This window comes from Faecalibacterium sp. OF04-11AC (assembly GCF_003460645.1).
GTDB classification, from domain to species: Bacteria; Bacillota; Clostridia; order Oscillospirales; family Ruminococcaceae; genus Faecalibacterium; species Faecalibacterium prausnitzii_I.
The window spans coordinates 1-23,994 of sequence record NZ_QTVP01000023.1 but is presented as its reverse complement, the minus strand read 5'-3'; the positions used below and the strand labels follow the sequence as shown (position 1 = coordinate 23,994).

Below are 23,994 nucleotides of genomic sequence, written 5' to 3'. Positions count from 1 at the left end.
TGACACAAAACGACGCTATTCTGTTCTCAGTGTACCGGATTCCGGGCGGGCTGTCAATTGCTTTTTTGCGAGGACCCGCGCGAGAAAGTCAAAGTACCTCGGGGAAAGAGCGGAACGAAAGAAAACACAAAAGTAATACTATTTCAAAAAGTTTAACAAAAACTTGCGTTGCAGCCTTGCATCCAACAAAGGCGTGTGGTATCATGAATCGAATGCGTACGAAACACACGATTTTATGAGGAAACAAGTGAGGAGACGTATGGAAAATAATAAGAATAACAGCGGCGCGGCACTGGCAAAGAAAATGGCAGTGTCGCTGGTTTGCGGCCTTGTCGCGGGCTTTGCGTTCATGATGCTGCGTGAGAAGCTGAATGCTTCCGGCAACAGTGCACTCTGGAAGACCATCAACGATCTGCTGTTCCAGGATATCACGGCAGAGGGAGCCGAGCAGGCGTTCGGCATCTTCTATATCATCGGGCAGTTGTTCATCAAGGCACTGCAGCTGGTCATCATCCCGATGGTGTTCACCTCCATCTCGCTGGCCATTGGCAGCATCTCGGATACCCGTACCATGGGACGTATTGCTTCCAAGACCCTTTTCTGGTTCCTGCTGAGTTCTTTTCTGGCACTGCTGCTGGCAGGCGTTGTGGGCTATACCACGTTCTCCATGGGCCTGTTCAATGCACACATCGAGGGCCTGGCCGAGGCCTCCGGTTCTACCGGCTCCAACCCTCTGAATGTGGTGCTGAACATCATTCCTTCCAACATCATCACGGCCTTTGGCAGCAACGGCGCGGTGCTTTCTTCCGTTTTCCTGGCGATAGCCACCGGCCTGAGCATGAATGTGCTGGGCGAGAGCCGTACCGCCACCATGCGCCGCCTGATGGGGGAAGTGAACGACGTGGTGGTCGTTTTCCTGAACTTCGTCGTCACCAAGTTTGCACCGTTTGCAGTCTTTGTGCTGCTGACCCGTACCTTTGCCATCTACGGCGTGGATTACCTCAAGCCGGCGCTGGTCTATGTGGTGACCACCGTGATCCTGCTGTTCGTGTTCCTGCTGGTGGGCTACCCGACCATCGTGGCGGTGGGCGCAAAGCTGAACCCGTTCACGTTCATCAAGAAGATCGCGAATGTGGCGGTCTTCGGTTTCTCCACTTCTTCCAGTGCGGCCACCCTGCCCCTGAGCATCAAAGTCTGCACCGAGGACATGGGCGTGGATGATTCCATTGCTTCCTTTGTCCTGCCCCTGGGCATGACCATCAACATGGATGGCACCGCCATCATGCAGGTGATCGCCACGGTCTTCATCGCGGGCTGCGCGGGCTACGACCTCACGCCCATGGAGCTGGTGGTCATCGCCCTGCTGGCTCTGCTGGCCTCGGTGGGCACGCCTGCCGCTCCCGGCGCGGGGGCTGTCATCCTCTTCACCATCCTGTCCGGTGTGGGCTTCGTCAATGACAAGGCCCTGCTGGCCTACTCCCTGATCCTGGCCATCAACCGTCCCATCGAGATGCTGGTCACCTCCCTGAACGTGGTGGGTGACGCGACTTCCTGCATCTGTGTGGCCAAGAGCGAGGGTCTGCTCGACGAAGAAAAGTACAACGCGTAAGATCATAAGATAAAATGACAACCCCCGGGAACCAGTTCCGGGGGCTGTTTTTTTACACACCTTTCCTGTTCTTTACACTGGGCCGCAAAATGCCGCGCCAGTTTTACCAAAGCTTTGCGCGGGCATGGACCACACCACCTATGCCCACACCGGCGCTTCGGTCAACATCTATGCCAAGGGTGTTGGCTCTGAGAAATTCCGCGGTGCCTTTGATAACACCGAGATCTATCACAAGCTGGCGGAGCTGACCAGCGTCCAGTAAAAAAGCAGAAAGAAAAAATCCGTTGTGGTTTTCCACAACGGATTTTTTGCATGTTGAAATCAGTCGTTGATCTCCGGGAAGCCCTCGAGCTTGGTGGTGCAGTGGGGGCAGCGGACTGCCTTGATGGCGATTTCGCTCTGGCAGTAGGGGGCACACCTTGGTGGTGGGCTCTGCCGGGGCCTCGGGCTCGGCGGGCTTTTTGTGCAGGGCGTTGACGGCCTTGATGACCATGAACAGCACAAATGCCACGATGAGGAAATTGATGATGGCGTTGATGAACGAGCCGACGCCGATGGTCACATCGCCAATGTGGATGCCGACATTCGAGAAGTCCGCATTGAAGAACAGGCCGATGGCGGGGTTGATGATATCATTGACCAGAGAGTTCACGATGGCTGTGAACGCCGAGCCGATGACCACACCAACTGCCATGTCCAGCACGTTGCCGCGCATGGCAAAGGCTTTGAATTCTTCCAGAAACTTTTTGATGCCTTTGATTTCTTTTTCTGCCATAGCAATACCGCTCCTTTTACGCCCGGTAGGCTGTTTTTCTACCTATTATAATAACGGATTTGGAGCGGCGCGTCAATATCAGACCTGATGCGCGGCGATCCACTGGCCCATCTCCTGGGCAATGGCCTTGATGGAGCCATCCGTGAACGGCACTTTCAGGCCGGCAGTCTCGCACAGCTCGGTGTAGCTGGCCAGACCGGCCCGGCGCACCAGCTTGAGATAGCGCTGCCATGCATCCTTGTGGTCCTTGAGGCTGAGCAGGAAGAACTGCAGGGCAGCCATGGTGGACAGGCAGTAATCGATATAATAGAACGGGCACTCATAGATGTGGAGCTGACGCTGCCAGCCGGCACCACGGCCATAGAACGGCAAGTTGTCAAAATCCACCCAGGGGCGGTATTTGTGCTCCAGCTCCAGCCAGACGGCGTTCCGCTCGTCGGGGGTCAGGTCCGGGTTCTGGTACATCTTGTGCTGGAACTCGTCCACGATGCAGCCGTAAGCCAGGAAGAGGAAGCTGTCCTCTGCATGCTGCAGGGCGTATTTATCCACGTCCTTGCCAAACAGCAGCTTGTGCCAGGGCGCGGTGAGAAACTCCATGGCCATGGAGTGGATCTCAGCACTCTCCATGCCGGGGCACTCGAGGTCGGCGGGGACATGGGGGTCCCGCTCGGCCACGTAGCCCTCAAAAGCGTGGCCGCACTCATGGGTCAGCACGTCCACATCAGCGGAGGTGCCGTTCCAGTTGGCAAAGATAAAGGGGGCTTTGTATCTGGGCAGGCTGGTCATATAGCCGCCGTTCATCTTGCCGGGGCGGCTCTCCACGTCAAACAGCTCATTGTCCTGCATGAAGTCGATGAACTCGGCCGTCTCGGGGCTCAACTCATGGTACATGGTGCGGGCAGCGGCCATCCGGGCATCATAGCCCTCGATGGGCTTGGGGTTGCCGTCCTTGAACGAGACGGGCAGATCACAGAACGTGGGGTGCTCGATACCCGTCCGCTTGGCCTTGAGGGCAATCACTTTCTGCAGCTCGGGGACCACGTCGTGGGCCACCTGGTCGCGGAAGCGCTGGATCTCCTCGGGGCTGTAGCCAATGCGGTTCATGCGCACATAGGAGAGCTCACTGTAATCGTGGTAGCCCATGAGCTTGGCCTGAGCGTTGAGGTTTTTGACGATCTTGGTGTACAGCTCGTCCAGCTCGGCGCGGTGGGCGTCGAAGTAACCGGCCTCAGCCTCATAGGCGGCCCGGCGGGTCTTGGCGTCCAGGCTCTCCTTGTAGGGGCCCAGCTGGGGGATGGTGAGCTGCTTGCCGTCCAGTTCCACCAGAGCGCCGCCGTAGATCTGCTGGTACTGGCTGACGAGGGCGTTGTACTCTTTCTGCAGGTCCAGCGTCCGCTCGTCCATGCCCAGCACGGCGTTCTTCATACCGGCCACGCAGGTAGTGCCCAGAGCTTTGGTCAGGGCGTCCACATGGGGGTTGGAGAGGAACGCGCGGCTGATCTCCACGCTGGCGTTGGAGACAGCAGGCCCGTTGGCGTCAAAGAAATCCTGCTCGGCTTTCCAGTAGGCGTCACGGGTGTCGCAGGTGTAGTGGATGTTGGCCAGGTTGGAGGCCGTGGTGTAATCGGCAAAGGCGCGGCTCTGCTCATAGTAGGTCTCGACAATGGCTTCGTCGCTGTCAGCGGCAGCAGCCTTGGCGGCCAGCTGCTTGCACTCGGCCAGCAAAGCGTCGATGTCGGGGCGGGTATAGGTCATCTCATTGAATTTCATAGAGAACGTCCTTTCTTATCACATGTTAGTCCCATCTTATCACGTTTGGCGGGAAAAAGAAAGACCACTAAGCACATCTGCTAAAAATGTGCGATACATTTTAGCAAATGTGATGCACCGTGTGGTTGAAAAGCCACGGAAAAAGGCATATAATAACAGTATCAACAGAGTAAGGCCATGTGCGTTAAGTGCCGCATCAACGGGGAGTTGTGCTGCGGACGAAGGGCGACCCGCGGTGCATGGCCTGCATCCCGCTGCTGCATGGACTTGGGTGCAGGCGCGGGCCGCTTGCGGCTCAGTGCCTGGAAGTGAAACTTGTTGGATTCACGCCCTCCTTTGTGCGGTTTGTCACACGGGAGGGCGCTTTATTTTTAACGTCCTCTCCAGAAAGATTCCTTTTTACTAAGGGAGGACAATTGATATGAAAAGCACAAAAAATTCAACCCGCACCCTGACAGTGCTGGCCCTGCTCATCGCCATGAGCATCGTGTTCAGCCGGGTGCTGAGCATCTCAACGGGCTTTGTCCGGTTCAACCTGGGCAGCCTGCCCGTGCTGCTGGCGGGCATCGTGTTCGGGCCCGGGGCAGGTTTTGCCGTGGGTGCGCTGGCGGATATGATCGGCGGTATCCTGGCGGGCTACGCCATCAACCCGCTCATCACGCTGGGGGCGGCCTCCATCGGCCTGGTAGGCGGCTGGCTCTGGCAGACTCTGCCTCACACTCTGCGGCTTGGCCAGCGGCTCCTGCTCAGTGTGGTGGCGGCCCATGTGGTGGGCTCTATCGTGATCAACTCGCTGGCGCTCCACATTTTTTATGGCTACGCCTGGAGCGTGCTGGCAGCCCGTGTCCCCAACGCGCTGATCCTGACGGCGGTGAACACCGTGCTGCTCCGGCTGCTGATGGAGAATAAGGCTGTGATGGCAGCAGTGAAAAAGTAAAGAAGGCTTATGGTATGAATTACGAATCGGCATTGGAATACATCCACGCGGTGCAGTGGGCGGGCCACAAACCCGGTCTGACCCGTACCCGTACTCTGCTGGCGGCGCTGGGCGACCCGCACAAACAACTCCGGTTTATCCATGTGGCGGGCACCAACGGCAAGGGCAGCACTGCCGCCATGCTGGCCTCCTGTTTGCAGGCGGCCGGGTACCGCGTGGGCCTGTACACCTCGCCGTTCATCAACCGCTTCAATGAGCGGATCCAGGTCAACGGCCAGCAGATCCCGGACGAGGAGTTGGTGCGGCTGGTGGAGAAGATCCAGCCAGCCGCTGATGCCATGGCCGATGTGCCCACCGAGTTTGAGATCATCACGGCACTGGGAATGCTTTACTTTGCCGAGCGGCACTGTGACATCGTGGTGCTGGAGGTGGGTCTGGGCGGCACGCTGGACTCCACCAATGTCATTGACCCGCCGGAGTGCGCGGTCATCACGGCGCTGGGCATGGACCATGTGAAAGAGCTGGGCCCCACCATCGCGGACATTGCCGCGGCCAAGGCGGGCATCATCAAACCGGGGAGCCCGGTGGTGAGCTACGGCGGCGTGCCGGAAGCCGATGCGGTGATCGCCCGGGTGGCGCGGGAGCAGAATGCTCCGCTGACCGTCGTGGATTTTGGAAAGCTGAAGATCGACGGCGGTGATCTGGATGCCGTGACCTTTGATTTTGATGGCCTTGATGGCGTGAAGCTGCCCCTCATCGGCAGCTACCAGCCGCGGAACGCGGCCGTGGCCATCACGGCCTTGCGGGTGCTGCGGGGCAGGGGATGGAACATCCCGGAAGAGGCCATCCGCAGGGGTCTGGAAACGGTGAGCTGGCCGGGCCGCTTTGAGCTGCTGCGGCATACCCCGCCGTTTTTGCTGGACGGCAGCCACAACGCCCACGGGATGCGGGCCACGGTGCAGAGCCTGAAAGACCGCTTCCCCGGCGAAAAGTTCGTCTTCCTGGTGAGCATCATGGCAGACAAGGATGTGGACGAGATGCTGGCCCTGCTGGCCCCGCTGGCAAAGCGGTTTGTAACGGTAGCGGCCCACACTCCCCGCGCGATGCCCGCCGAGACGCTGGCCGGGCATATCCGTGCCCGGGGCTGCAAAGCCGAGGCGGCTCCCAGCATTGAAGCAGGCGTGGCCCGGGCCGTGGCGTTGGGCGGGGATGGCCCGGTGTGTGCACTGGGAACCCTCTACTTCTCCGGCGACGTGCGCACGGCATTTGAAAACTTGTGATTCCGCAATTTGGCTCCCCTGATCGGAATGACTCCCTCCGGCCGGAGGGAGATGTCGCGCTAGCGACAAAGGGAGGACGGCTGGACGCGCCAAAGCGCGGCCTGAGAGGTTTTATTTCCAATAAAAATGCAAAAAGAAAAAGCGATGGCCCTTGCAGGTAGGCCATCGCTTTTCTTTGTCCCTACGGGGGACAACAGGGTAAATGATAAGAAGGTAAATGAAGAAAATAGCAATATATAAGAAAGAAGAAAGAACACAGAAACAGGGATGGAACGTTGTGTTCAACAGTCTGTCCTGTTGGATACAACAATAGCACGCTTGACGGAAAAATGCAAGAGGTTTTTGAAAAATTTTTCTTACAGAAGTAGAAAAATCACACTTTTCCATAAAATGTTGCAAAGAGTGACCGGGGAAAGCGGCGCGTGGGGAACAGCACTCCCGGCGGGGAGCCATGTACCTCAAAAGCCGGGCGGGCTTTGCAGTGGGAAGATGCATCCAGCGCTTTACAAGCACCGGGCGCTGTGCTAAGATAAACCTGTATTGCATAAAATCAGAGAGCATATTTTAGAGGGAACAAAACCCATGGGGGAAAAAACGAAACAAAGTACAAAAGCGCCGCTCTTTGGCGGGCGAGAGCTTTTATTCAGCCAGCGGGAGTTGTTGCTGCTGGTGGGGCCGCTGCTGGTGGAGCAGCTGCTGGAAGTGACAGTGGGCATGGCGGATACCATGATGGTGTCCCGCTGCGGCGAGGCGGCCATCTCGGGTGTCAGCCTGGTGGATATGATCAACAACCTCATCATCGTGCTGTTTGCGGCACTGGCCACCGGCGGCGCGGTGGTGGTGAGCCAGTATCTGGGAGCACGGGAACAGAAAAAGGCCGACGCAAGCTCCGGCCAGCTCATCCTGCTCAGCGCACTGCTGGGCGCGGGTGTGGCGCTGTTCTGCTTTGTGCTGGCCCGGCCCATGCTCCGGCTCTGCTATGGGTCCATTGAAGCTGACGTGCTGGACGCGGGCGTGCTGTACTTAAAGATCACGGCCCTGAGCTACCCCTTTTTGGCGCTGTACAATGCGGGCGCGGCCCTCTTCCGCAGTATGGGCAACTCCAAAATTTCCATGCAGATCAGTGTGCTCATGAACATCATCAATATCGTGGGCAACGCGGTCTGCATCTTTGGCCTGAAAATGGGAGTGGACGGTGTTGCCTGGCCCAGCGTCATTTCCCGCGTGGTGGCGGCGGCCCTCATTCTGGCCCGCTGCTACCAGAAAGGCCACGCCCTCACCGTGCCGAAGACCCTCCGGCTGGACGGCAGCATGGCAAAGCGCATCCTGGGCATCGGCATCCCGTCTGCCTTTGAGAACAGCCTGTTCGAGGCCGGGCGCATCCTGGTGGTGAGCATGATCTCCACCTTTGGCACGGTGCAGATCGCCGCCAACGCTGTGGCCAACAACCTGGACGGCATGGGCTGCATCCCGGGCAAGGCCCTGGGGCTTGCCATGATCACGGTGGTGGGCCGCTGCATCGGTGCGGGCGACAGTGAGCAGGCCGTGTACTACACCAAAAAGCTGCTGGTCTGGGCCTACATCGCCATGGGCGTGTTCAACGGGGCCATTCTGCTGTTCCTGCCGCAAATCGTAAGCATCTATGCGCTGTCCGGTGCAACGATGCAGCTGGCCATCCTGCTGGTGCAGATCCACGCCGGGTTTGCGATCCTGCTCTGGCCGGCCTCGTTTGTGCTGCCAAACGCCCTGCGTGCCGCCAACGACGTGAAATTTACCATGGTGACCTCCATCTTCAGCATGGCCATCTGGCGGCTGGGTTTCAGCTACCTCATCGGCGTGCATATGGGGCTGGGTGCCATTGGTGTCTGGATCGCCATGGTGGTGGACTGGGTCTGCCGCGTGGTCTGCTTTGTGCTGCGGTTCCGCAGCGGCGTCTGGAAAACGAAATACATTGCGTAACCACAACGTGAAAAATTACAGATTGGAGCAACGGACATGAAACTCATCAGCTGGAACGTCAATGGCCTACGGGCCTGCCTGACCCACGATTTCGCCGCAAGCTTTGCCGCGCTGGATGCCGACGTTTTTTCGGTACAGGAGACCAAGATGCAGCCGGGCCAGGCGGATTTTGCGCCGGAAGGCTACACAGAATATACTTACTCGGCGGAGAAAAAGGGCTACAGCGGCACGGCCTGCTGGTGCAGGACCCAGCCGCTGGCCGTGACGACGGGCATTGGCATCGACCAGCATGACCACGAGGGCCGGGTGCTGACGCTGGAATATCCGGAGTTCTATCTTGTCAACTGCTACACCCCCAACAGCCAGGACGGCCTCAAGCGGCTGGATTACCGGATGCAGTGGGAAGACGATTTCCGGGCCTACCTGTTGGGGCTGGACGCAAAAAAGCCGGTCATCCTCTGCGGCGACCTGAATGTGGCTCATACCGAAATTGATATCAAGAACGCCAAGACCAACCGGATGAGCGCCGGCTTTACCGACCAGGAGCGGGCCAAGATGACCGAGCTGTTGGCGGCTGGTTTTACGGACAGTTTCCGTGCCCTCCACCCGGACGAGGTAAAGTACAGCTGGTGGAGCTACCGTTTCCATGCCCGGGAGAAGAACGCGGGCTGGCGGATCGACTATTTTATTGTCTCCAACCGCGTTGCCGATAAGATCAAAGTGGCGGAGATTCACAACGAGGTGTTTGGCTCGGATCACTGCCCGGTGGAGCTGGTCATTGACCTGTAAACAAGGAGTATTTTTATGATAAAGAATTACATTCTGGCCTTCCTGATCTCGATGTTCCCGCTCGTCGAGCTGCGCGGTGCCATCCCGGTGGGACTGGGGCTGGGCCTGCCCATCCTGCCCACCTACCTCGTCTGCGTGGTGGGCAACATGATCCCGGTGCCGTTCATCTACCTGTTTGCCCGCAAGTTCCTCATTTGGGGCTATCACAAGCCGGTCATCGGGCCGTTCTGCCGCTTCTGCATCAACAAGGGAGAAAAGGGCGGCCGCGCGCTGGAAGCCAAGGCCGGGCGTGGCCTGGTGGTGGCGCTGCTGCTGTTTGTGGGCATCCCGCTGCCGGGCACCGGTGCCTGGACCGGTACGCTGGCGGGCTCCATCCTGGATATGAAGTTTAAAGATGTGCTCATTGCCTGCATGGGCGGCGTGCTGCTGGCGGGCATCATCATGGGTCTGGCCAGCGCCGGGCTGCTGGGAGCTGTGAGCACGCTTTTTGCAGTGAAATGACTAGCAATCTGCTATGAAATATGCTAGAATGAGTACGATGTGTCGCTTACGACAAAGAAAGGACGAACCAACATGGATCAGGCATTGAACCAGAAGATCGACGCGTTTATTGCGGCGAACAAAGAACAGATCTTGCAGGACATTGCAGCCCTCGTTGCCATCAACAGCGTGGAGGGTGAGCCCGCGGAGGGTGCTCCCTACGGCGTGGGCCCCCGTGCAGCCCTGGATAAGACCCTGGAGCTGGCGGCAGGCATGGGCTTTGCCACCCGCAACTGTGAAAATCACATCGGCTATGCCGAGCTGGCGGGCGCGGACCCGGAAAAGTATCTGGCAACCATCTGCCATGTGGACGTGGTGCCTGAGGGCAATGGCTGGACGGCAGACCCCTTTACCATGCAGATCAAGGACAACTACATGATCGGCCGCGGCGTGGCAGACGATAAGGGCCCCATGGTGGCGACCCTGTATGCCCTGAAGTTCCTCAAGGAGGAGGGGGTCTCCCTGCGCTATCCCATCCGCGCCCTCGTCGGCGACAACGAAGAGACCCACATGCGCGATGTGGACTACTATCTGGAGCACTACAAAGCTCCCGTCTTCTGCTTTACCCCGGACGCGGAGTTCCCCGTCTGCAACGGTGAGAAAGGCCAGTTCAACGGCAAGCTGGTCAGCCCGGTGTGCAATGGCGAGATCAAGGAGTTTGTGGGCGGTGTCGCCAACAACGCGGTGCCGGACCGTGCCAGCGCTCTGGTGGAGACCGATATCACCAAACTGAGCAATGCCCCCAACATCACGCTGGAGCCGGAGGGCAACGGCGTCCGTATCCGCGGCTGGGGCAAGAGCGGCCACGCCGCTATGCCGGAGGGTACTGTGAACGCCATTGGGCTGGTGGTCAACTACCTGCTGGACAATAACCTCTGCAATGACGCCGAGCGCGAGTACCTGAAAGCCATCCAGAAACTGCACAGCTCCACGGCCGGTGAGGGCCTGGGCATCCAGTGTGCTGATGGCCCCTTTGGCCCCCTGACCATCATTGGCGGGCGTGTTTATATGGAGAATGGCCGCATCGTCCAAACGCTGGACAGCCGTTTCCCCACCTGTACCGACGGCGAGACCATCGAGAAGCAGATCAAGGCTGCCATTGGCAGCGGTGCTGAGCTGACCGACATCGGCGTGAACAAGCCGTTCTACATCGAGGCGGACACCCCCGCCATCAAGGCCTGCATCGACACCTACAATGAGGTGACGGGCGACCACGCCACCCCGTTTACCATGGGCGGCGGCACCTATGCCCGCCACTTCCCCTATGCCGTCAGCTTTGGCCCGGAGCACGCGGAGCTGCCCATCCCCGAGTTCGGCGGCCCGATGCACGGTGCCAATGAGTCCGCTCCCATCGACAAGCTGCTGGAGGCCCTGAAGATCTACATTCTGGCCCTGCTGCGGCTGGAAGAGATCGACTTCTAAGCCATGCGGGTGCTGGTCATTGATGGACAGGGCGGCGGGCTGGGCCGTCAGCTGGTGACGGCCATCACGGCCCTCTGCCCGGAGGTGGAACTGACCGCCGTGGGCACCAACAGCATGGCCGCTTCGGCCATGCTCAAGGCGGGTGCCGCCCGGGCGGCTACCGGCGAGAATGCCGTGGTGGTCAACGCCCGCCGCGCGGACATCATCGTGGGGCCCATCGGTATCGTCATTGCGGATGCCCTGCTGGGCGAGATCACTCCCGCCATGGCGGCGGCCATCTGCCAGGCGGACGCCAAGCGGGTGCTCATCCCGGTGAACCACTGCGAGAACTTCGTGGTCGGCGTGCCGGAGGGGCCCGTCAGCCAGCTGGTGCAGACTGCGGCTCAAAAAGTAAAAGAACTGTGCACCACAGGCTGTAAATAAGCGGAAACAACAAAAGCAGGTACGTTTGAGGAAACTCAGACGTACCTGCTTTTTGCATCTTAAAATAAGGGTCAATTCTTCCGGCGTTTGGCCAGCTGCTCGGCGGTAGGGGGAGTGTCGCCCTGGGCGGCGCGCTCGATGGCGCTGATGCGGCGGTCCAGCTCGGTGAGGCGCTGGGCGGTGACATCGGGCAGATCCTGCTGGTCGAGGTCGTCCGAGGGGACGATGGCCTTGTTGTTGATGCGGACCACCTCGGCGGGGACGCCCACGGCGGTGCAGTTGGCGGGCAGGTTGCGCAGCACCACGCTGCCGGCACCCACACGGGCGTTATCGCCGATGAAGACGGGGCCCAGCACCTTGGTGCCCGCGCCGATGAGGACGTTGTTGCCCAGGGTGGGGTGGCGCTTGCCGGTGTCCTTGCCGGTGCCGCCCAGAGTCACACCGTGGTAGATGGTGCAGTTGTCGCCGATCTCGGTGGTCTCGCCAAAGACGATGCCCATACCGTGGTCGATGAACAGGCACTTGCCGATCTTGGCACCAGGGTGGATCTCAATGCCCGTCTTGTGGCGGCCATGCTGGCTGACCCACCGGGCCAGGAAAAAGTGCTTGTGCTCATACAGCCAGTGCGCTACCCGGTGATACACCAGAATATGGAAACCGGGGTAGAGCAGAATGACCTCCAGCACGTTGCGCGCGGCGGGGTCTTTGCGCTGGATGTTGCGCGCGTCCTCCAATAAGCTCATGGAAGAGCCCTCCTTTATATACAATGTTCCCAATGCAACGCCGCCCGTCTCTTGGCGGCCCTCTCTTTTGTGCTCCTTTATAATAGCACAGGTGAACTTTAATGTACAGTGAAATGGTAGGAATTAGACCGGATTTTTTGCGGTTTGCCTGCCCGGCGGGGGAGCGTGGTGGATTTTCGGTAGAGTAGCTAAAAATCCGGGCAATGAGCGGCAAACCTTTTTACAGGAAAAAAGCGCAGAAGCATTGACACATTTTGCGTTTCTATGATAAAATATATCGAAATAAATCGCAAACTTAAAAGGAGAAAACACGATGCAGGCTAAAATGATGCGCGCAAAACTGAAAAAGCAGTTTGCAGCCGTTTTTGCTGTGGGTTCGTTGTTTCCTTTTTTCGCATTTTGAACTTTTCCGCTGTGGAAAAGTTCTTTTTTTTTGCCCGTCCGCGGGCAGTCCGCCCATTGAAACCGAAACAGGGAGGTAAATTGAGATGCTGCTCATCAATGCTGTGAACACCGAGGGGCACCCCCTCGAAATCTACATTCGGGACGGCAAGATCGCTGCCGTCGGCCAGGATCTGAGCGCGCTGGCCGGTGAGGGCGAGACCGTCCTCGATGCAGGCGGCCTGACGGTGCTGCCTGCCTTTGTAGATCTGCACTGTCACTGGCGCACCCCGGGCTTTGAGTACAAAGAGGACATCGAGACCGGCAGCCGGGCGGCTGCGGCAGGCGGTTACACGTTCGTGAACCTGATGCCCAACACCAAGCCCGTCTGCTCCTCGGCGGCACAGGCTGAGATGGTGGAACAGAAAGCCGCCGAAATCGGCCTGTGCGATGTGAACCAGACCGTCTCCATCACCAAGGACTTTGACGGCAAGACGCTGGACCACCTGAAGACCCTGCCCGCCAGCGTGAAGTTCATCACCGAGGACGGCCACGGCGTGCAGGACAACGCCACCATGGCCCGGGCATTCGCCATCTGCACCCAGCGGGACATCACGGTGATGAGCCACGCCGAGGATATGGAGATCAGCCCCTGGGACTACCGACTGGCCGAGGATCTGGAGACGGTCCGCAACTGCTGGCTGAGCGAGTATTACCAGACCAAGCTCCACATGTGCCACGTTTCCACCCGGGGCGCCATCGAGGCCATCCAGATGGCAAAGCTGCACGGCGCTCCCGTTACCTGCGAGGTGACGCCCCACCACCTGTGGTTCACCAACGATGTCTGCGATTACCGCGTCAACCCGCCTATCCGGACGGCGGACGATGTGCAGGCACTGGTGGACGCCATCCGGGCCGGTGTGGTGGACGCCATTTCCACCGATCACGCGCCCCACTCCGAGGAGGACAAGCTGAAAGGCATGGCCGGTATGGTGGGCAGCGAGACGGCGTTCGGCGTCTGCTATACCAAGCTCTGCAAAGAGGAGGGCCTGCCGCTGGAGCTGCTGGTCCACCTGATGAGCACCCGCCCGGCAGAAATTCTGGGCCTGGCCAAGGGTCAGCTGGAGCCGGGCTACGACGGCGACTTTGTGCTGGTGGATCTGGAGCACCCCTATACGGTGGACAAGGACAAGCTGCACTCCAAATCCCACAACACCCCGTTTGATGGAGCCGAGCTGTACGGCAAGGTGTACGCCACCGTCAAGGGCGGAAAGCTGACCTATCAGGCGGAGTGACCCAGTTTAGTAGATTCATTTATATATAAGAGTATGGAGGAACCAATTATGACGAACATGGATAAGCTGTACGAGGCAGTAGAGGCCCGGGGCCCGGTCTGCGTGGGTCTGGATACCGATTTCAGCTACCTGCCCGCTGATTTTGTGGATAGCACCCTGTCCAAGGGCGAGAACATCGTCCGCTTCAACAAAAAGCTCATCGACGCCACCAAGGCGGTAGCGGGCTGCTATAAAGTGCAGATCGCTTACTACGAGTCCCTGGGCCTGGAGGGCCTGAAAGCCTACGCCGAGACCCTGAAAGCTGTCCGCGAGGCAGGCATCCCCGTCATCGCGGATATCAAGCGCGGCGATATTGCCAAGACGGCCGAGATGTATGCCATGGGCCACTTCACCGGGGACTTTGAGGCCGATTTCGTGACGCTGGCTCCCTACATGGGCCTGGATTCCATCAGCCCCTACCTGCCCTATGCCGAAAAGCAGGGCAAGGGCATGTTCGTGCTCTGCCGCACTTCCAACGGCGGTGCCAAGGACTTTGAGTACGAGAAGCTGGCCGATGGCCGTCACGTTTATGACCTGGTGGGTGACAAGCTGAACGCTCTGGGCAAGGACTACATGGGCGAGCATGGCTACTCCTCCATCGGTCTGGTCATCGGCGGCACCCACATTGAGGAGGCCACCGAGATCCGCGCCAAGTATCAGGACAGCTTCTTCCTCATCCCCGGCTACGGTGCCCAGGGCGGCAAGGCCGAGGACATTGCCCAGTACCTGAGCAAGGGCAACGGCGGCGTGGTCAACTCCAGCCGCGGCATCCTGCTGGCTTACAAGAAGCAGCCCGGCACTGCCTTTGACGAGGCTGCTTACAATGAGTGCGTGAACATGAAGGAGGCCATTGCCCATGCGTGCAGCCTGCTGTGAGGCCACTGTCCTGCGCCATGAGGTGATCGCGGACGACATCCGTCTGCTCCGTGTCCTCTGGCCGGACCGCGACCATGCGCCCCATGCGGGCCAGTTCTTCACCCTGCGGGCCTGGGGTGCCGACGAGGCTCCGTTCCTCTCCCGGCCCATCAGCGTCCACAAGTGGGAGCCCGAGACCCAGACGGTGGAGTTCCTGTATCAGGTCATCGGTGAGGGTACCCACAAGCTGGCAGCCCTGAAAGAGGGCGACAGCTTCCAGCTGACCGGCCCCATGGGCAACGGCTTTGATGTGGAAAGCCTGACCAAAACTTACAAAAAATTCGCCGTCGTGGGCGGCGGCATCGGCACCGCGCCCATGTATCAGGTGGCGCGGGAGCTGGCGGCGGCGGGCTGCAAACCGGATGTGTTTTTCGGCTTCCGGGACAAGCCCTACTGCATGGAGGAGTACCGCTCCATTGCAAACCTCGTCAAAGTCTCGACCGACACGGGCGCTGTGGGCTTCCATGGCTTTGTGACCCAGCTGTATGACCCGGCGGATTATGACGCGGTGCTGGTCTGCGGCCCCACGGTCATGATGAAGAACGCCGCCCGCCTCTGCGCCGAGAAACACACCCCCTGCTTTGTGAGCCTGGAGAAAAAGATGGCCTGCGGCATCGGGGCCTGCCTGGGCTGCACCTGCGAGACCAAGAGCGGCGAGGGCAAGAGCGTGTGCAAAAACGGCCCGGTGTTTGATGCAACGGAGGTGTTCTGATGGCAGACCTGAAAACGAACCTGCTGGGCTTTTCCATGAACAGCCCCATCATCGGTGCTTCCGGCACCGTGGGCTACGGCGTGGAGTACGAGGAGCTGGCGGATTTTAGCAAGATCGGCGGCATCTCGGGCAAGGGCCTGACCCTGCACGGCCAGTACGGCAACAAGGGCGAGCGGCTGTGGGAGACCCCCTCCGGCCTTATCAACAGCATCGGTCTGCAGAACCCCGGCGTCCAGCACTTCATTGATGTGGAGCTGAACGAGATGCTGGAACTCAAGCAGAAATACGGCACGGTGGCCATCGCCAACCTGGGCGGCCACAGTGAGGAAGAGTACGTCGAGGGCGCGGCCATGCTGAGCGAGAGCGGCGTGGACATCGTCGAGCTGAACATCTCCTGCCCCAATGTCAAGGTGGGCGGCATGGCCTACGGCGTCAAGGCCGAGGCTGCCGGTGAGGTGGTGCGGATGGTCCGCGACGCCTGCAAAAGCCCCTGATGGTCAAACTGAGCCCCCAGGCCGAGAACATCCCCGAGATGTGCAAGGCTGTGGAGGCAGCCGGTGCCGACGCCATCAGCCTGACCAATACGTTCCAGGCCTGCGCCATTGATCTGGAAAAGCGCAAGCCCGTCTTCAACAACATCTTTGCGGGCCTGTCCGGCCCGGCGGTGCGCCCCATCGCTTTGCGGATGGTCTGGCAGGCGGTGGGGGCTGTGAACATCCCCGTCGTCGGCCTGGGCGGCATTGCCACGGGCAAAGACGCGCTGGAATTCATCATGGCAGGTGCCACGGCGGTGCAGGTGGGTGCAGCAAACTTTGCCAACCCCCGCGCCATGGAGACCATTGCGGAAGAGATGGCCGCCTGGATGGATGCCCATGGCGTGAAGACGCTGGAGGAGATCCGCGGCTGCGCCCGCAACGCTGAATAAAACACCAACTACACGCATACAAACTGCAAATATGCATCTTAGCAAAATAAAAGATGAATAAATTTGCGTTTCGACCAAAAGCGTGGTACAATACCGTAGAATACAACACATTGAACAAACAGAGAGGGAGAAGTACAATGAGTGAAGCAATTGAGATCTTGAAGAGCTGTGACGCGTTCCTGGAGGGCCATTTCCTGCTCTCCTCCGGCCGCCATTCCAGTGCGTACTGCCAGATGGCTTACCTGCAGCAGTATCCGGACCGCTGCGCCGAGGCGATGAAGGCTGTGGCGGAAAAGATCAAGGAGATGGACGTGGACGTCATCGTGGGACCTGCCATGGGCGGTATCGTCTATGCCTATGAGCTGGCCCGCCAGACCGGCAAGCGCGCCATCTTTACCGAGCGCGTGGACAATGTGATGACCCTGAAGCGCTTTGCCATCCACCCGGGTGAGAAGTGCCTCATCGCTGAGGACGTGGTCACCACCGGCATCTCCTCTCTGGAGACCAAGCGTGTCATCGAGGAAAACGGCGGCATCTGCGTGGGCATTACCTGCGTGGTGGACCGCACCAAGCCTGAGGCTCCGTCTCCCATCCCCATCGTGGCAAGCGCCCTCAAGCTGGACCTGCCCAACTATGCACCCGAAGAGTGCCCCATCTGCAAGGAGGGCAAGCTGCCCCTGGTGCACCTGGGCAGCCGCAAGATGAAGCAGGAAGCCAAGCAGACCCTGTAAGCACAAAGGAGTACCTCTATGAACGCATATCTTCTTTTGGCAAACGGCATGGTCTTGCGGCGAGTCGGTGGGCGCTGAGGGCGTCACCGTGGGCGAGGTCGTTTTTGCTACCGGTATGGTGGGCTTTGAGGAAACGCTGACCGACCCCAGCTACTATGGCCAGATCATCACCCAGACTTACCCCCTTATTGGCAACTACGGCATGAACAAGGATGATATGGAGTCCGACCGTGTCTGGGCCAAAGGCTATATTGTTCGCGAAGCCTGCAAGACGCCCTCCAACTGGCGCTGTGAGGAAACGCTGGACAGCTTTTTGAAGAAAAACAATACCATCGGCATCGAGGGCATCGACACCCGCCACCTGACCCGCGTCATCCGGGAGAGCGGCGTGATGAACGGTGCCATCCTGACGACCTTTGACCCTGCCGACCCTGCCAATCAGGCGGAGACGGACAAGCTCTTGGAGACCATCCGCGCCTATGCTGTCACCGACGCCGTCAAGAGCGTGACCTGTGCAGAGCCCGAGGTCTACAACGAAAAGGGTGAGACCCACATTGTGCTGATGCACTACGGCTGCAAGCGGAACATCGTCCGCTGTCTGGTCAAGCGGGGCTGCAAGGTCACGGTCATGCCTGCCTTTGCCACCGCTGAGCAGGTCAAGGCCCTGAACCCGGACGGCATCATGCTCTCCAATGGCCCTGGCGACCCTGCCGAGCCCGTGGAGGTCATTGAGAACCTGAAGCATATTTTTGAGCTGGGCATCCCGACGTTCGGCATCTGCCTGGGCCACCAGCTCAGCGCGCTGGCTGCTGGTGCCAAGACCATGAAGCTGAAATACGGCCACCGCGGTGCCAACCAGCCTGTGACGGATTTTGAGTCCGGCCGCACCTTTATCACCAGCCAGAACCACGGCTATGCCGTGGTGGGCGAAGAGCTGCCCGCCGAGATGGGCGAGGTGGCCCAGGTGAACGCCAACGACGGCACCTGCGAGGGCATCAAGTACAAGAAGTGGAACTGCTTTACCGTCCAGTTCCACCCGGAAGCAAACGGCGGCCCCAAGGACACCGAATTCCTGTTCGACCGCTTCCTGAACAACGTCAAAGCAGCAAAGGAGGCACGCTGAAATGCCTAAGGACCCCAGAATCAAAAAGGTACTGGTCATCGGCTCCGGCCCCATCATCATCGGTCAGGCCGCTGAGTTCGATTACTCCGGTACGCAGGCGTGCCGCGCGCTGAAAGCAGAGGGCATTGAAACGGTCCTGCTCAACTCCAACCCCGCTACCATCATGACCGACCCCGATGTGGCCGACCATGTTTACATTGAGCCCATGACCCTCGAAGTCGTGGAGCGCATCCTGGATCTTGAAAAGCCGGACTCCGTGCTGCCCAATCTGGGCGGCCAGATGGGCCTGAACCTCTCCATGGAGCTGGCCCGCTCCGGTTACCTGGACCGCACGGGCATCCGTCTGCTGGCCTGCAAGCCCGAGACCATTGACCGCGCCGAGGACCGTGAGCTCTTCAAGGAGACCATGGAGAAGCTGCACCAGCCCATCATCCCCTCTGAAGTCGTCGAGACGCTGGAGGATGCCCTGGCCTGCGCCGACCGCATCGGCTACCCGGTCATCGTCCGTCCGGCCTTTACCATGGGCGGCACCGGCGGCGGCATCTGCGAGACCCGCAAGAAGCTGATCGAGATCGGCACCAACGGTCTGCGTCTGTCGCCCATCCACCAGATCCTGGTGGAAAAGTGCATTGCTGGCTGGAAAGAGATCGAGTATGAGGTGATGCGTGACCACAAGGGCAATGTCATCACCGTCTGCAACATGGAGAACCTGGACCCCGTGGGCATCCACACCGGCGACTCCGTCGTCGTGGCACCCTCCCAGACCCTGAGCGACCACGAGTATCAGATGCTGCGCACCGCTGCTCTGGATATCATCACCGAGCTGGGCATTGAGGGCGGCTGCAACTGCCAGTTTGCCCTGAAGCCCGACAGCTTTGATTATGCCGTCATCGAGGTCAACCCCCGTGTGTCCCGCTCTTCCGCACTGGCTTCCAAGGCCACAGGCTATCCCATCGCCAAGGTGGCTACCAAGATCGCCATCGGCTATACGCTGGACGAGATCACCAACGATGTCACGGGCAAGACCTGCGCCTGCTTTGAGCCGGCTCTGGACTACATCGTGGTCAAGTACCCGAAGTGGCCCTTTGATAAGTTCGTTTACGCCGATAAGTCCCTGGGCACCCAGATGATGGCTACCGGCGAGGTCATGAGCATCGGCAACAGCTTTGAGGCTGCCATGATGAAAGCTGTCTCCTCCATTGAGCTGGGCATGGACACTTTGACCCACAAGCCCTTTGAGGAGCTGGACGACGACGAGATCGTGGCCCACATGCATGTGCAGGATGCCGAGCGCGTCTTCTGCGTCTACGAGGCCCTCAAGCGCGGCATCGACCATGAGACCATCTATAAGATCACCAAGATCGACTGGTGGTTCCTGGATAAGATGCAGCACCTGGCCGACCTGGAAAACGGCCTGAAAAAGTGCCATGGCACCCTCACCGAGGCCCAGTATAAGGAAGCCAAGAAGTATGGCTTCCAGGATAAGACCATCAAGCGCCTGGCCGAGGTGGACGCCCTGCCCGTAGAAAATTACCGGGCAGGCTTCAAGATGGTGGATACCTGCGCAGCAGAGTTCTCCGCCAATACGCCTTACTTCTATTCGACCTATGACGGCGACAACGAAGCCGCTGAGTTCATTGCCGAAAAAGAGGCCAAGGCCGCTGCAAATGGCGAGCCCAAAAAGAAGAAAGTGCTGGTCTTTGGTTCCGGCCCCATCCGCATTGGTCAGGGCATCGAGTTTGACTACTGCTCGGTCCACTGCGTCTGGACGCTGAAAAAGCACGGCTGTGAGGCCATCCTGGTCAACAATAACCCCGAGACGGTCTCCACCGACTTTGATACCGGCGACCGCCTGTATTTCGATCCGCTGAACCCGGAGAGCGTGGACAATATCATTGCCACCGAAAAGCCGGATGCCTGCGTGGTCCAGTTCGGCGGCCAGACGGCCATCAAGCTGGCCAAGCATATGGACGAGATCGGCCTGCCCATTCTGGGCACCCCGGCGGACGCCATCGACGAGGCCGAGGACCGCGAACGCTTTGACGAGCTGCTGGAGCGCTGCAAGATCCCCCGTGCCCCGGGCCGCACCGTTTTCAATCTGGACGAGGCGCTGGCCGCTGCCGATGAGATCGGCCTGCCGGTGCTGATGCGCCCCTCCTACGTCCTGGGTGGCCAGAACATGATCGTGGCCTACACCAAGGCGGATGTCATTGAGTACATGGGCGTCATCACCGAGCATGTGGACATGGACCACCCGGTCCTGCTGGATAAGTACATTCTGGGCACCGAGTGCGAGGTGGACGCCATCTGCGATGGCGAAAACTTCCTGATCCCGGGCATCATGGAGCAGGTGGAGCGCACGGGCGTCCACTCCGGCGACTCCATCTGTGTCTACCCGGCACAGCACCTGACCCAGGCCGAGATCGACACCATGGTGGACTACACGGGCCGCTTTGCCCGTGAGCTGCATGTCACGGGTCTGGTCAACGTCCAGTATGCGGTGTCCAACGGCAAGGTCTACGTCATCGAGGTCAACCCCCGTTCCTCCCGTACCGTTCCGTACATCTCCAAGGTCACCGGCGTGCCCATGGTCGATCTGGCTGTCCGCTGCTGCCTGGGTGAGAAACTGACCGATATGGGCTACGGTACCGGTCTGCACCCCAACGCACCCTATGTGGCCGTCAAGGTGCCTGTGTTCAGTTTTGAGAAACTGCACGGCGTGGACACCCAGTTTGGCCCTGAGATGAAGTCCACGGGCGAGGTGCTGGGCATTGCCCCCAACTACCACGATGCCCTGCTCAAGGGCCTCATTGGCGCGGGCTATACCTTTAAGACCCCCGGCCCGGCTTCCTGCTGCATCTTCACGGTGAAAGACAGCGATAAGCCCGAGTTTGTGGATATCGCCTGGAAGCTCAAGAGCATGGGTTACAAGCTCTATGGCACCTCCGGCACCTGCGCATGGCTCAACAAGCACATGGTGCCCTGCAACGAGGTGCGCAATATGTCCGGCGAGGCCCCCAACATCGTGGACCTGCTGCAGAGCGGCCTGGTGGACTATGTGTTCTCCACCAGTGCCAAGGGCCGCGACCCCAAGCGCGATTCTGTCCGCCTGCGCCGCAAGGCCGTGGAGCTGAGCATCCCCTGCGTCACTGCCGTGGATACCGCCAACGCTCTGGTCAACTGCCTGCGCAGCGACCACAGCATGAAGAACATCCCGCTGGTGGATATTGCAACGCTGTATCATAAAAATTAAGCAGGAATTTACACAATTCAAACTGTACAAATGCGGGCCGTGCGCAAAAAGACACCTTTTGTGCGCAATCTCTCGTAAAGAGGGCCCGCATTTGTTATACTCAACAACGCAAAATTTGCCAAAAGACGTTACTTTTGGACGTTCCAGGAGGATATTGATACATGACTCGTTCCCAGATGATTGAGACCGTGGCACGCAAGACCGGCTTTACGGAAGCTCAGGTCGAGACCACGATGGACGCTTTGTTTGATCAGATCGCCGACTGCCTGCGTGCAGACGAGAAAGTGACCATTGCCGGTTTTGGCCGTTTTGAGATGCGTCCCCGCAAGCCGAAGGCTTACACCAACCCCAAGACGAAGGTGTCCAGCCGTTTGGAGTCCACCTCCATCCCCGGTTTCAAGGCCAGCGGCCGTTTCAAGCAGAAGCTTGAAGTGGGCAAGGCTGCCAAGAGCGTCGAGGAGACTGCCTGATCTACCAGCATCCGAGCATGAGAGAGCTGCTTTTCCGTATTTGGCGGGAGGCGGCTCTTTTTTGCTGACAAGCGGCGGTTTTCATGATATACTGATGATAACAGAATCCAAAACAGAACGGAGTAATCAAAACCTATGCAGTACAGCGAATTACAGTGCAGTGAGGCCATCCACAAGGCCGTGGAGCGGATGGGCTTTGCGGAGATGACCGAGATCCAGGAAAAGACCATCCCTGTCATGCTGGCAGGCCGCGATGTCATCGCCAAAGCACCCACCGGCACGGGCAAGACCTGTGCCTTTGGCATTCCGGTGGCAGAGCATATTGATGCCGCCCTCAAGGCCCCGCAGGCCGTTATCATGGCTCCTACCCGGGAGCTGGCCCAGCAGATCGCAGAGGAGCTCACCGCGCTGACCTATTTTATGCCGGAAGTGGAAGTGGCCTGCGTCTACGGCGGCGCTAACATGGAAAAACAGGCAAAGCGCCTGGCAGAGGGCTGCCAGATCGTCGTGGCGACCCCGGGCCGCCTCATGGACCATTACAAGCACCACAACATTGACCTGAGCCATGTGACGCAGATCGTCCTCGATGAGGCCGATGAGATGCTGAACATGGGCTTTTACAAGGATGTCCGGCATATCATCGAGATGATGAAGAACCGCAAATCCCTTTCCATGTTCTCGGCCACCATCAGCCGCGAGGTCATGGACATCGGCTGGCTGTACCAGAACAACGCCGAGGAGATCACTGTCCAGCCCAAAGAGGAGAGCCAGCCCAAAATCACGCAGTACATGCTGGAGACCTCCGGCCGCAACAAGCTCTCTGACCTGGCCCAGATCATCATTGGTGAGGGCTACAAGCGTGTCATGGTCTTCTGCGATACCAAGTTCAACACGGCCACGCTGGCCAATCAGCTGGCGCGTCTGGGCTTCTCAGTGGATTGCCTGCATGGCGACCTCTCCCAGAAAGAGCGGAACCAGATCATGCAGAACTTCCGGGACGGCAAACTGGCCATCCTGGTCGCCACCGATGTGGCGCCCGCGGCATTGATGTTTCGAACGTGGATGCGGTCATCAACTATGACGTCCCCGGTGATAACGAGCACTACACTCACCGTATTGGACGCACGGGCCGCGCCAAAAAAGAGGGCGTCAGCTACTTATTCTATGTGCCAGAGGAGAAAAAGCGGGTGCAAGAGCTTCTCCGCCTGACCCGCAACACCGAGCTGTGCACGCCGGTCCACTTTGATTTCAACCATGAGCGGATCGTGGTGGAAAAGAAAAAGGACGAGGAAGATCGTTTCCAGATCAAGTGCTATTTCTAAGGGCGGAATAAGGGCTCCGGTGCGCTGCAAAAGCGTGCCTGGAGCCCTATATTTATAATAAGAAAGATACCTGTCAAAAATGAGAAGATGACGGGGAGAAAAACTGTCCGTTGTATACAAATGACGAGAAAAACGAAAAAACTTGTAAAAAACACTTGCCAAAGCCTCTTGAATGTGGTACTATATGTGAGCGCCAAGCGCTGAGGCAAAAGAATGACTTCCAAAGCCTCAGCGAGAAGCCATTGAAAAGAACCAATAGACGTTAAGAAATCCCAAAGAGATTTGAGAGATTTTGAAACATCCAAGTTCAGAAAGTTCAAAAGCTTCTAAAAAAAGAGCTTGACAAAAAATCACTTCTGTGGTAAAATAATCAAGTCGTCAGCCGGTCGGCTGAGGCGCTAACAGGACCTTGAAAATTGAACAATATCGAAAAACTTGTAACGGAACCTATTTTCGTGTTGGAAAAACACGGTAAACAATTCCAAACAAAGTAATTCACACAGGACGCAAGCGATTGCGTGCTGAGCGAACAAGATTTAAGCACTTTAAAGTGATTAAATATCATTTATAAAGAGTTTGAT

Annotated in this window: 19 protein-coding genes, 3 pseudogenes and 1 riboswitch; of the genes and pseudogenes, 19 read left to right on the top strand and 3 right to left on the bottom strand. The window is 58.7% G+C overall.

Going from position 1 to position 23,994, the window contains the following annotated elements:
• The first annotated feature begins 259 nt into the window (after positions 1–259).
• Together DXA70_RS10390 and DXA70_RS10385 are read left to right on the top strand one after the other, a co-directional pair.
• Positions 260–1,609 (top strand): dicarboxylate/amino acid:cation symporter, encoded by a 1,350-nt coding sequence (locus DXA70_RS10390; protein WP_128118431.1) that lies wholly within the window; start codon positions 260–262, stop codon positions 1,607–1,609.
• A gap of 124 nt (positions 1,610–1,733) precedes the next feature.
• Complete coding sequence (locus DXA70_RS10385; RefSeq protein ID WP_243001308.1) at positions 1,734–1,871, top strand: alkaline phosphatase; 138 nt, start codon at positions 1,734–1,736, stop codon at positions 1,869–1,871.
• A 59-nt stretch (positions 1,872–1,930) separates the two neighbouring features.
• Here DXA70_RS10385 and mscL read toward each other — a convergent pair.
• Both mscL and DXA70_RS10375 read right to left on the bottom strand, forming a co-directional pair.
• A pseudogene (mscL, locus tag DXA70_RS10380) lies at positions 1,931–2,384 on the bottom strand (large conductance mechanosensitive channel protein MscL).
• Between the two features lie 78 nt (positions 2,385–2,462).
• Positions 2,463–4,154: a M3 family oligoendopeptidase gene (locus DXA70_RS10375; RefSeq protein ID WP_128118430.1), complete on the bottom strand. Its 1,692-nt coding sequence runs from the start codon at positions 4,152–4,154 to the stop codon at positions 2,463–2,465.
• Between the two features lie 163 nt (positions 4,155–4,317).
• A riboswitch (THF riboswitch) is annotated at positions 4,318–4,413 on the top strand.
• A 162-nt stretch (positions 4,414–4,575) separates the two neighbouring features.
• Here DXA70_RS10375 and DXA70_RS10370 point away from each other — a divergent pair.
• From DXA70_RS10370 to DXA70_RS10340, 7 genes are all read left to right on the top strand, one after another.
• A complete protein-coding gene (locus DXA70_RS10370; RefSeq protein ID WP_128118429.1) occupies positions 4,576–5,091 on the top strand; it encodes a folate family ECF transporter S component in 516 nt (171 codons plus the stop codon).
• Positions 5,092–5,105: 14 nt separating this feature from the next.
• Positions 5,106–6,371, top strand: a complete 1,266-nt coding sequence (locus DXA70_RS10365) for a folylpolyglutamate synthase/dihydrofolate synthase family protein (protein ID WP_128118428.1) — start codon at positions 5,106–5,108, stop codon at positions 6,369–6,371.
• Between the two features lie 582 nt (positions 6,372–6,953).
• A complete protein-coding gene (locus DXA70_RS10360) occupies positions 6,954–8,330 on the top strand; it encodes an MATE family efflux transporter (protein WP_128118427.1) in 1,377 nt (458 codons plus the stop codon).
• A gap of 36 nt (positions 8,331–8,366) precedes the next feature.
• Positions 8,367–9,119: an exodeoxyribonuclease III gene (locus tag DXA70_RS10355; RefSeq protein ID WP_128118426.1), complete on the top strand. Its 753-nt coding sequence runs from the start codon at positions 8,367–8,369 to the stop codon at positions 9,117–9,119.
• Between the two features lie 15 nt (positions 9,120–9,134).
• Positions 9,135–9,620, top strand: coding sequence for a small multi-drug export protein (locus DXA70_RS10350; protein ID WP_128118425.1), 486 nt, complete (start codon positions 9,135–9,137; stop codon positions 9,618–9,620).
• 72 nt (positions 9,621–9,692) lie between these two features.
• Positions 9,693–11,081: a Sapep family Mn(2+)-dependent dipeptidase gene (locus tag DXA70_RS10345; protein ID WP_128118424.1), complete on the top strand. Its 1,389-nt coding sequence runs from the start codon at positions 9,693–9,695 to the stop codon at positions 11,079–11,081.
• Positions 11,082–11,084: 3 nt separating this feature from the next.
• Positions 11,085–11,504, top strand: a complete 420-nt coding sequence (locus DXA70_RS10340) for a DUF3842 family protein (RefSeq protein WP_022257798.1) — start codon at positions 11,085–11,087, stop codon at positions 11,502–11,504.
• A 71-nt stretch (positions 11,505–11,575) separates the two neighbouring features.
• On the opposite strand, the gene epsC is transcribed toward DXA70_RS10340, so the two are convergent.
• On the bottom strand, positions 11,576–12,247 hold the full coding sequence (gene epsC / locus DXA70_RS10335; protein ID WP_022257797.1) for a serine O-acetyltransferase EpsC: 672 nt from the start codon (positions 12,245–12,247) through the stop codon (positions 11,576–11,578).
• Positions 12,248–12,735: 488 nt separating this feature from the next.
• On the opposite strand from epsC, the gene DXA70_RS10330 reads away from it, so the two are divergent.
• The 10 genes and pseudogenes from DXA70_RS10330 (at position 12,736) to DXA70_RS15130 (ending at position 23,413) form a co-directional block, all read left to right on the top strand.
• A complete protein-coding gene (locus tag DXA70_RS10330; protein ID WP_128118423.1) occupies positions 12,736–13,923 on the top strand; it encodes a dihydroorotase in 1,188 nt (395 codons plus the stop codon).
• A gap of 48 nt (positions 13,924–13,971) precedes the next feature.
• Complete coding sequence (gene pyrF, locus DXA70_RS10325) at positions 13,972–14,838, top strand: orotidine-5'-phosphate decarboxylase (RefSeq protein WP_128118422.1); 867 nt, start codon at positions 13,972–13,974, stop codon at positions 14,836–14,838.
• A complete protein-coding gene (locus tag DXA70_RS10320) occupies positions 14,819–15,589 on the top strand; it encodes a dihydroorotate dehydrogenase electron transfer subunit (protein WP_112115895.1) in 771 nt (256 codons plus the stop codon). The genes pyrF and DXA70_RS10320 overlap by 20 nt, the downstream gene beginning before the upstream one ends.
• Positions 15,589–16,514 (top strand): annotated as a pseudogene (locus DXA70_RS10315) (dihydroorotate dehydrogenase). The gene DXA70_RS10320 and the pseudogene DXA70_RS10315 overlap by 1 nt, the downstream one beginning before the upstream one ends.
• A 137-nt stretch (positions 16,515–16,651) precedes the next feature.
• A complete protein-coding gene (pyrE, locus tag DXA70_RS10310; RefSeq protein ID WP_128118421.1) occupies positions 16,652–17,245 on the top strand; it encodes an orotate phosphoribosyltransferase in 594 nt (197 codons plus the stop codon).
• Between the two features lie 18 nt (positions 17,246–17,263).
• Positions 17,264–18,368 (top strand): annotated as a pseudogene (locus DXA70_RS10305) (carbamoyl phosphate synthase small subunit).
• A 1-nt stretch (position 18,369) separates the two neighbouring features.
• Positions 18,370–21,621: a carbamoyl-phosphate synthase large subunit gene (gene carB, locus DXA70_RS10300; protein ID WP_128118420.1), complete on the top strand. Its 3,252-nt coding sequence runs from the start codon at positions 18,370–18,372 to the stop codon at positions 21,619–21,621.
• Positions 21,622–21,782: 161 nt separating this feature from the next.
• Positions 21,783–22,091, top strand: coding sequence for an HU family DNA-binding protein (locus DXA70_RS10295; protein WP_112115892.1), 309 nt, complete (start codon positions 21,783–21,785; stop codon positions 22,089–22,091).
• Positions 22,092–22,226: 135 nt separating this feature from the next.
• Positions 22,227–23,300, top strand: coding sequence for a DEAD/DEAH box helicase (locus DXA70_RS10290; protein ID WP_243001307.1), 1,074 nt, complete (start codon positions 22,227–22,229; stop codon positions 23,298–23,300).
• The gene (locus tag DXA70_RS15130) at positions 23,279–23,413 is read left to right on the top strand and encodes a hypothetical protein (protein ID WP_278321337.1); all 135 of its coding nucleotides are present in this window, start codon (positions 23,279–23,281) and stop codon (positions 23,411–23,413) included. Before DXA70_RS10290 ends, DXA70_RS15130 begins: the two co-directional genes overlap by 22 nt.
• The last annotated feature ends 581 nt before the right edge of the window (positions 23,414–23,994 follow it).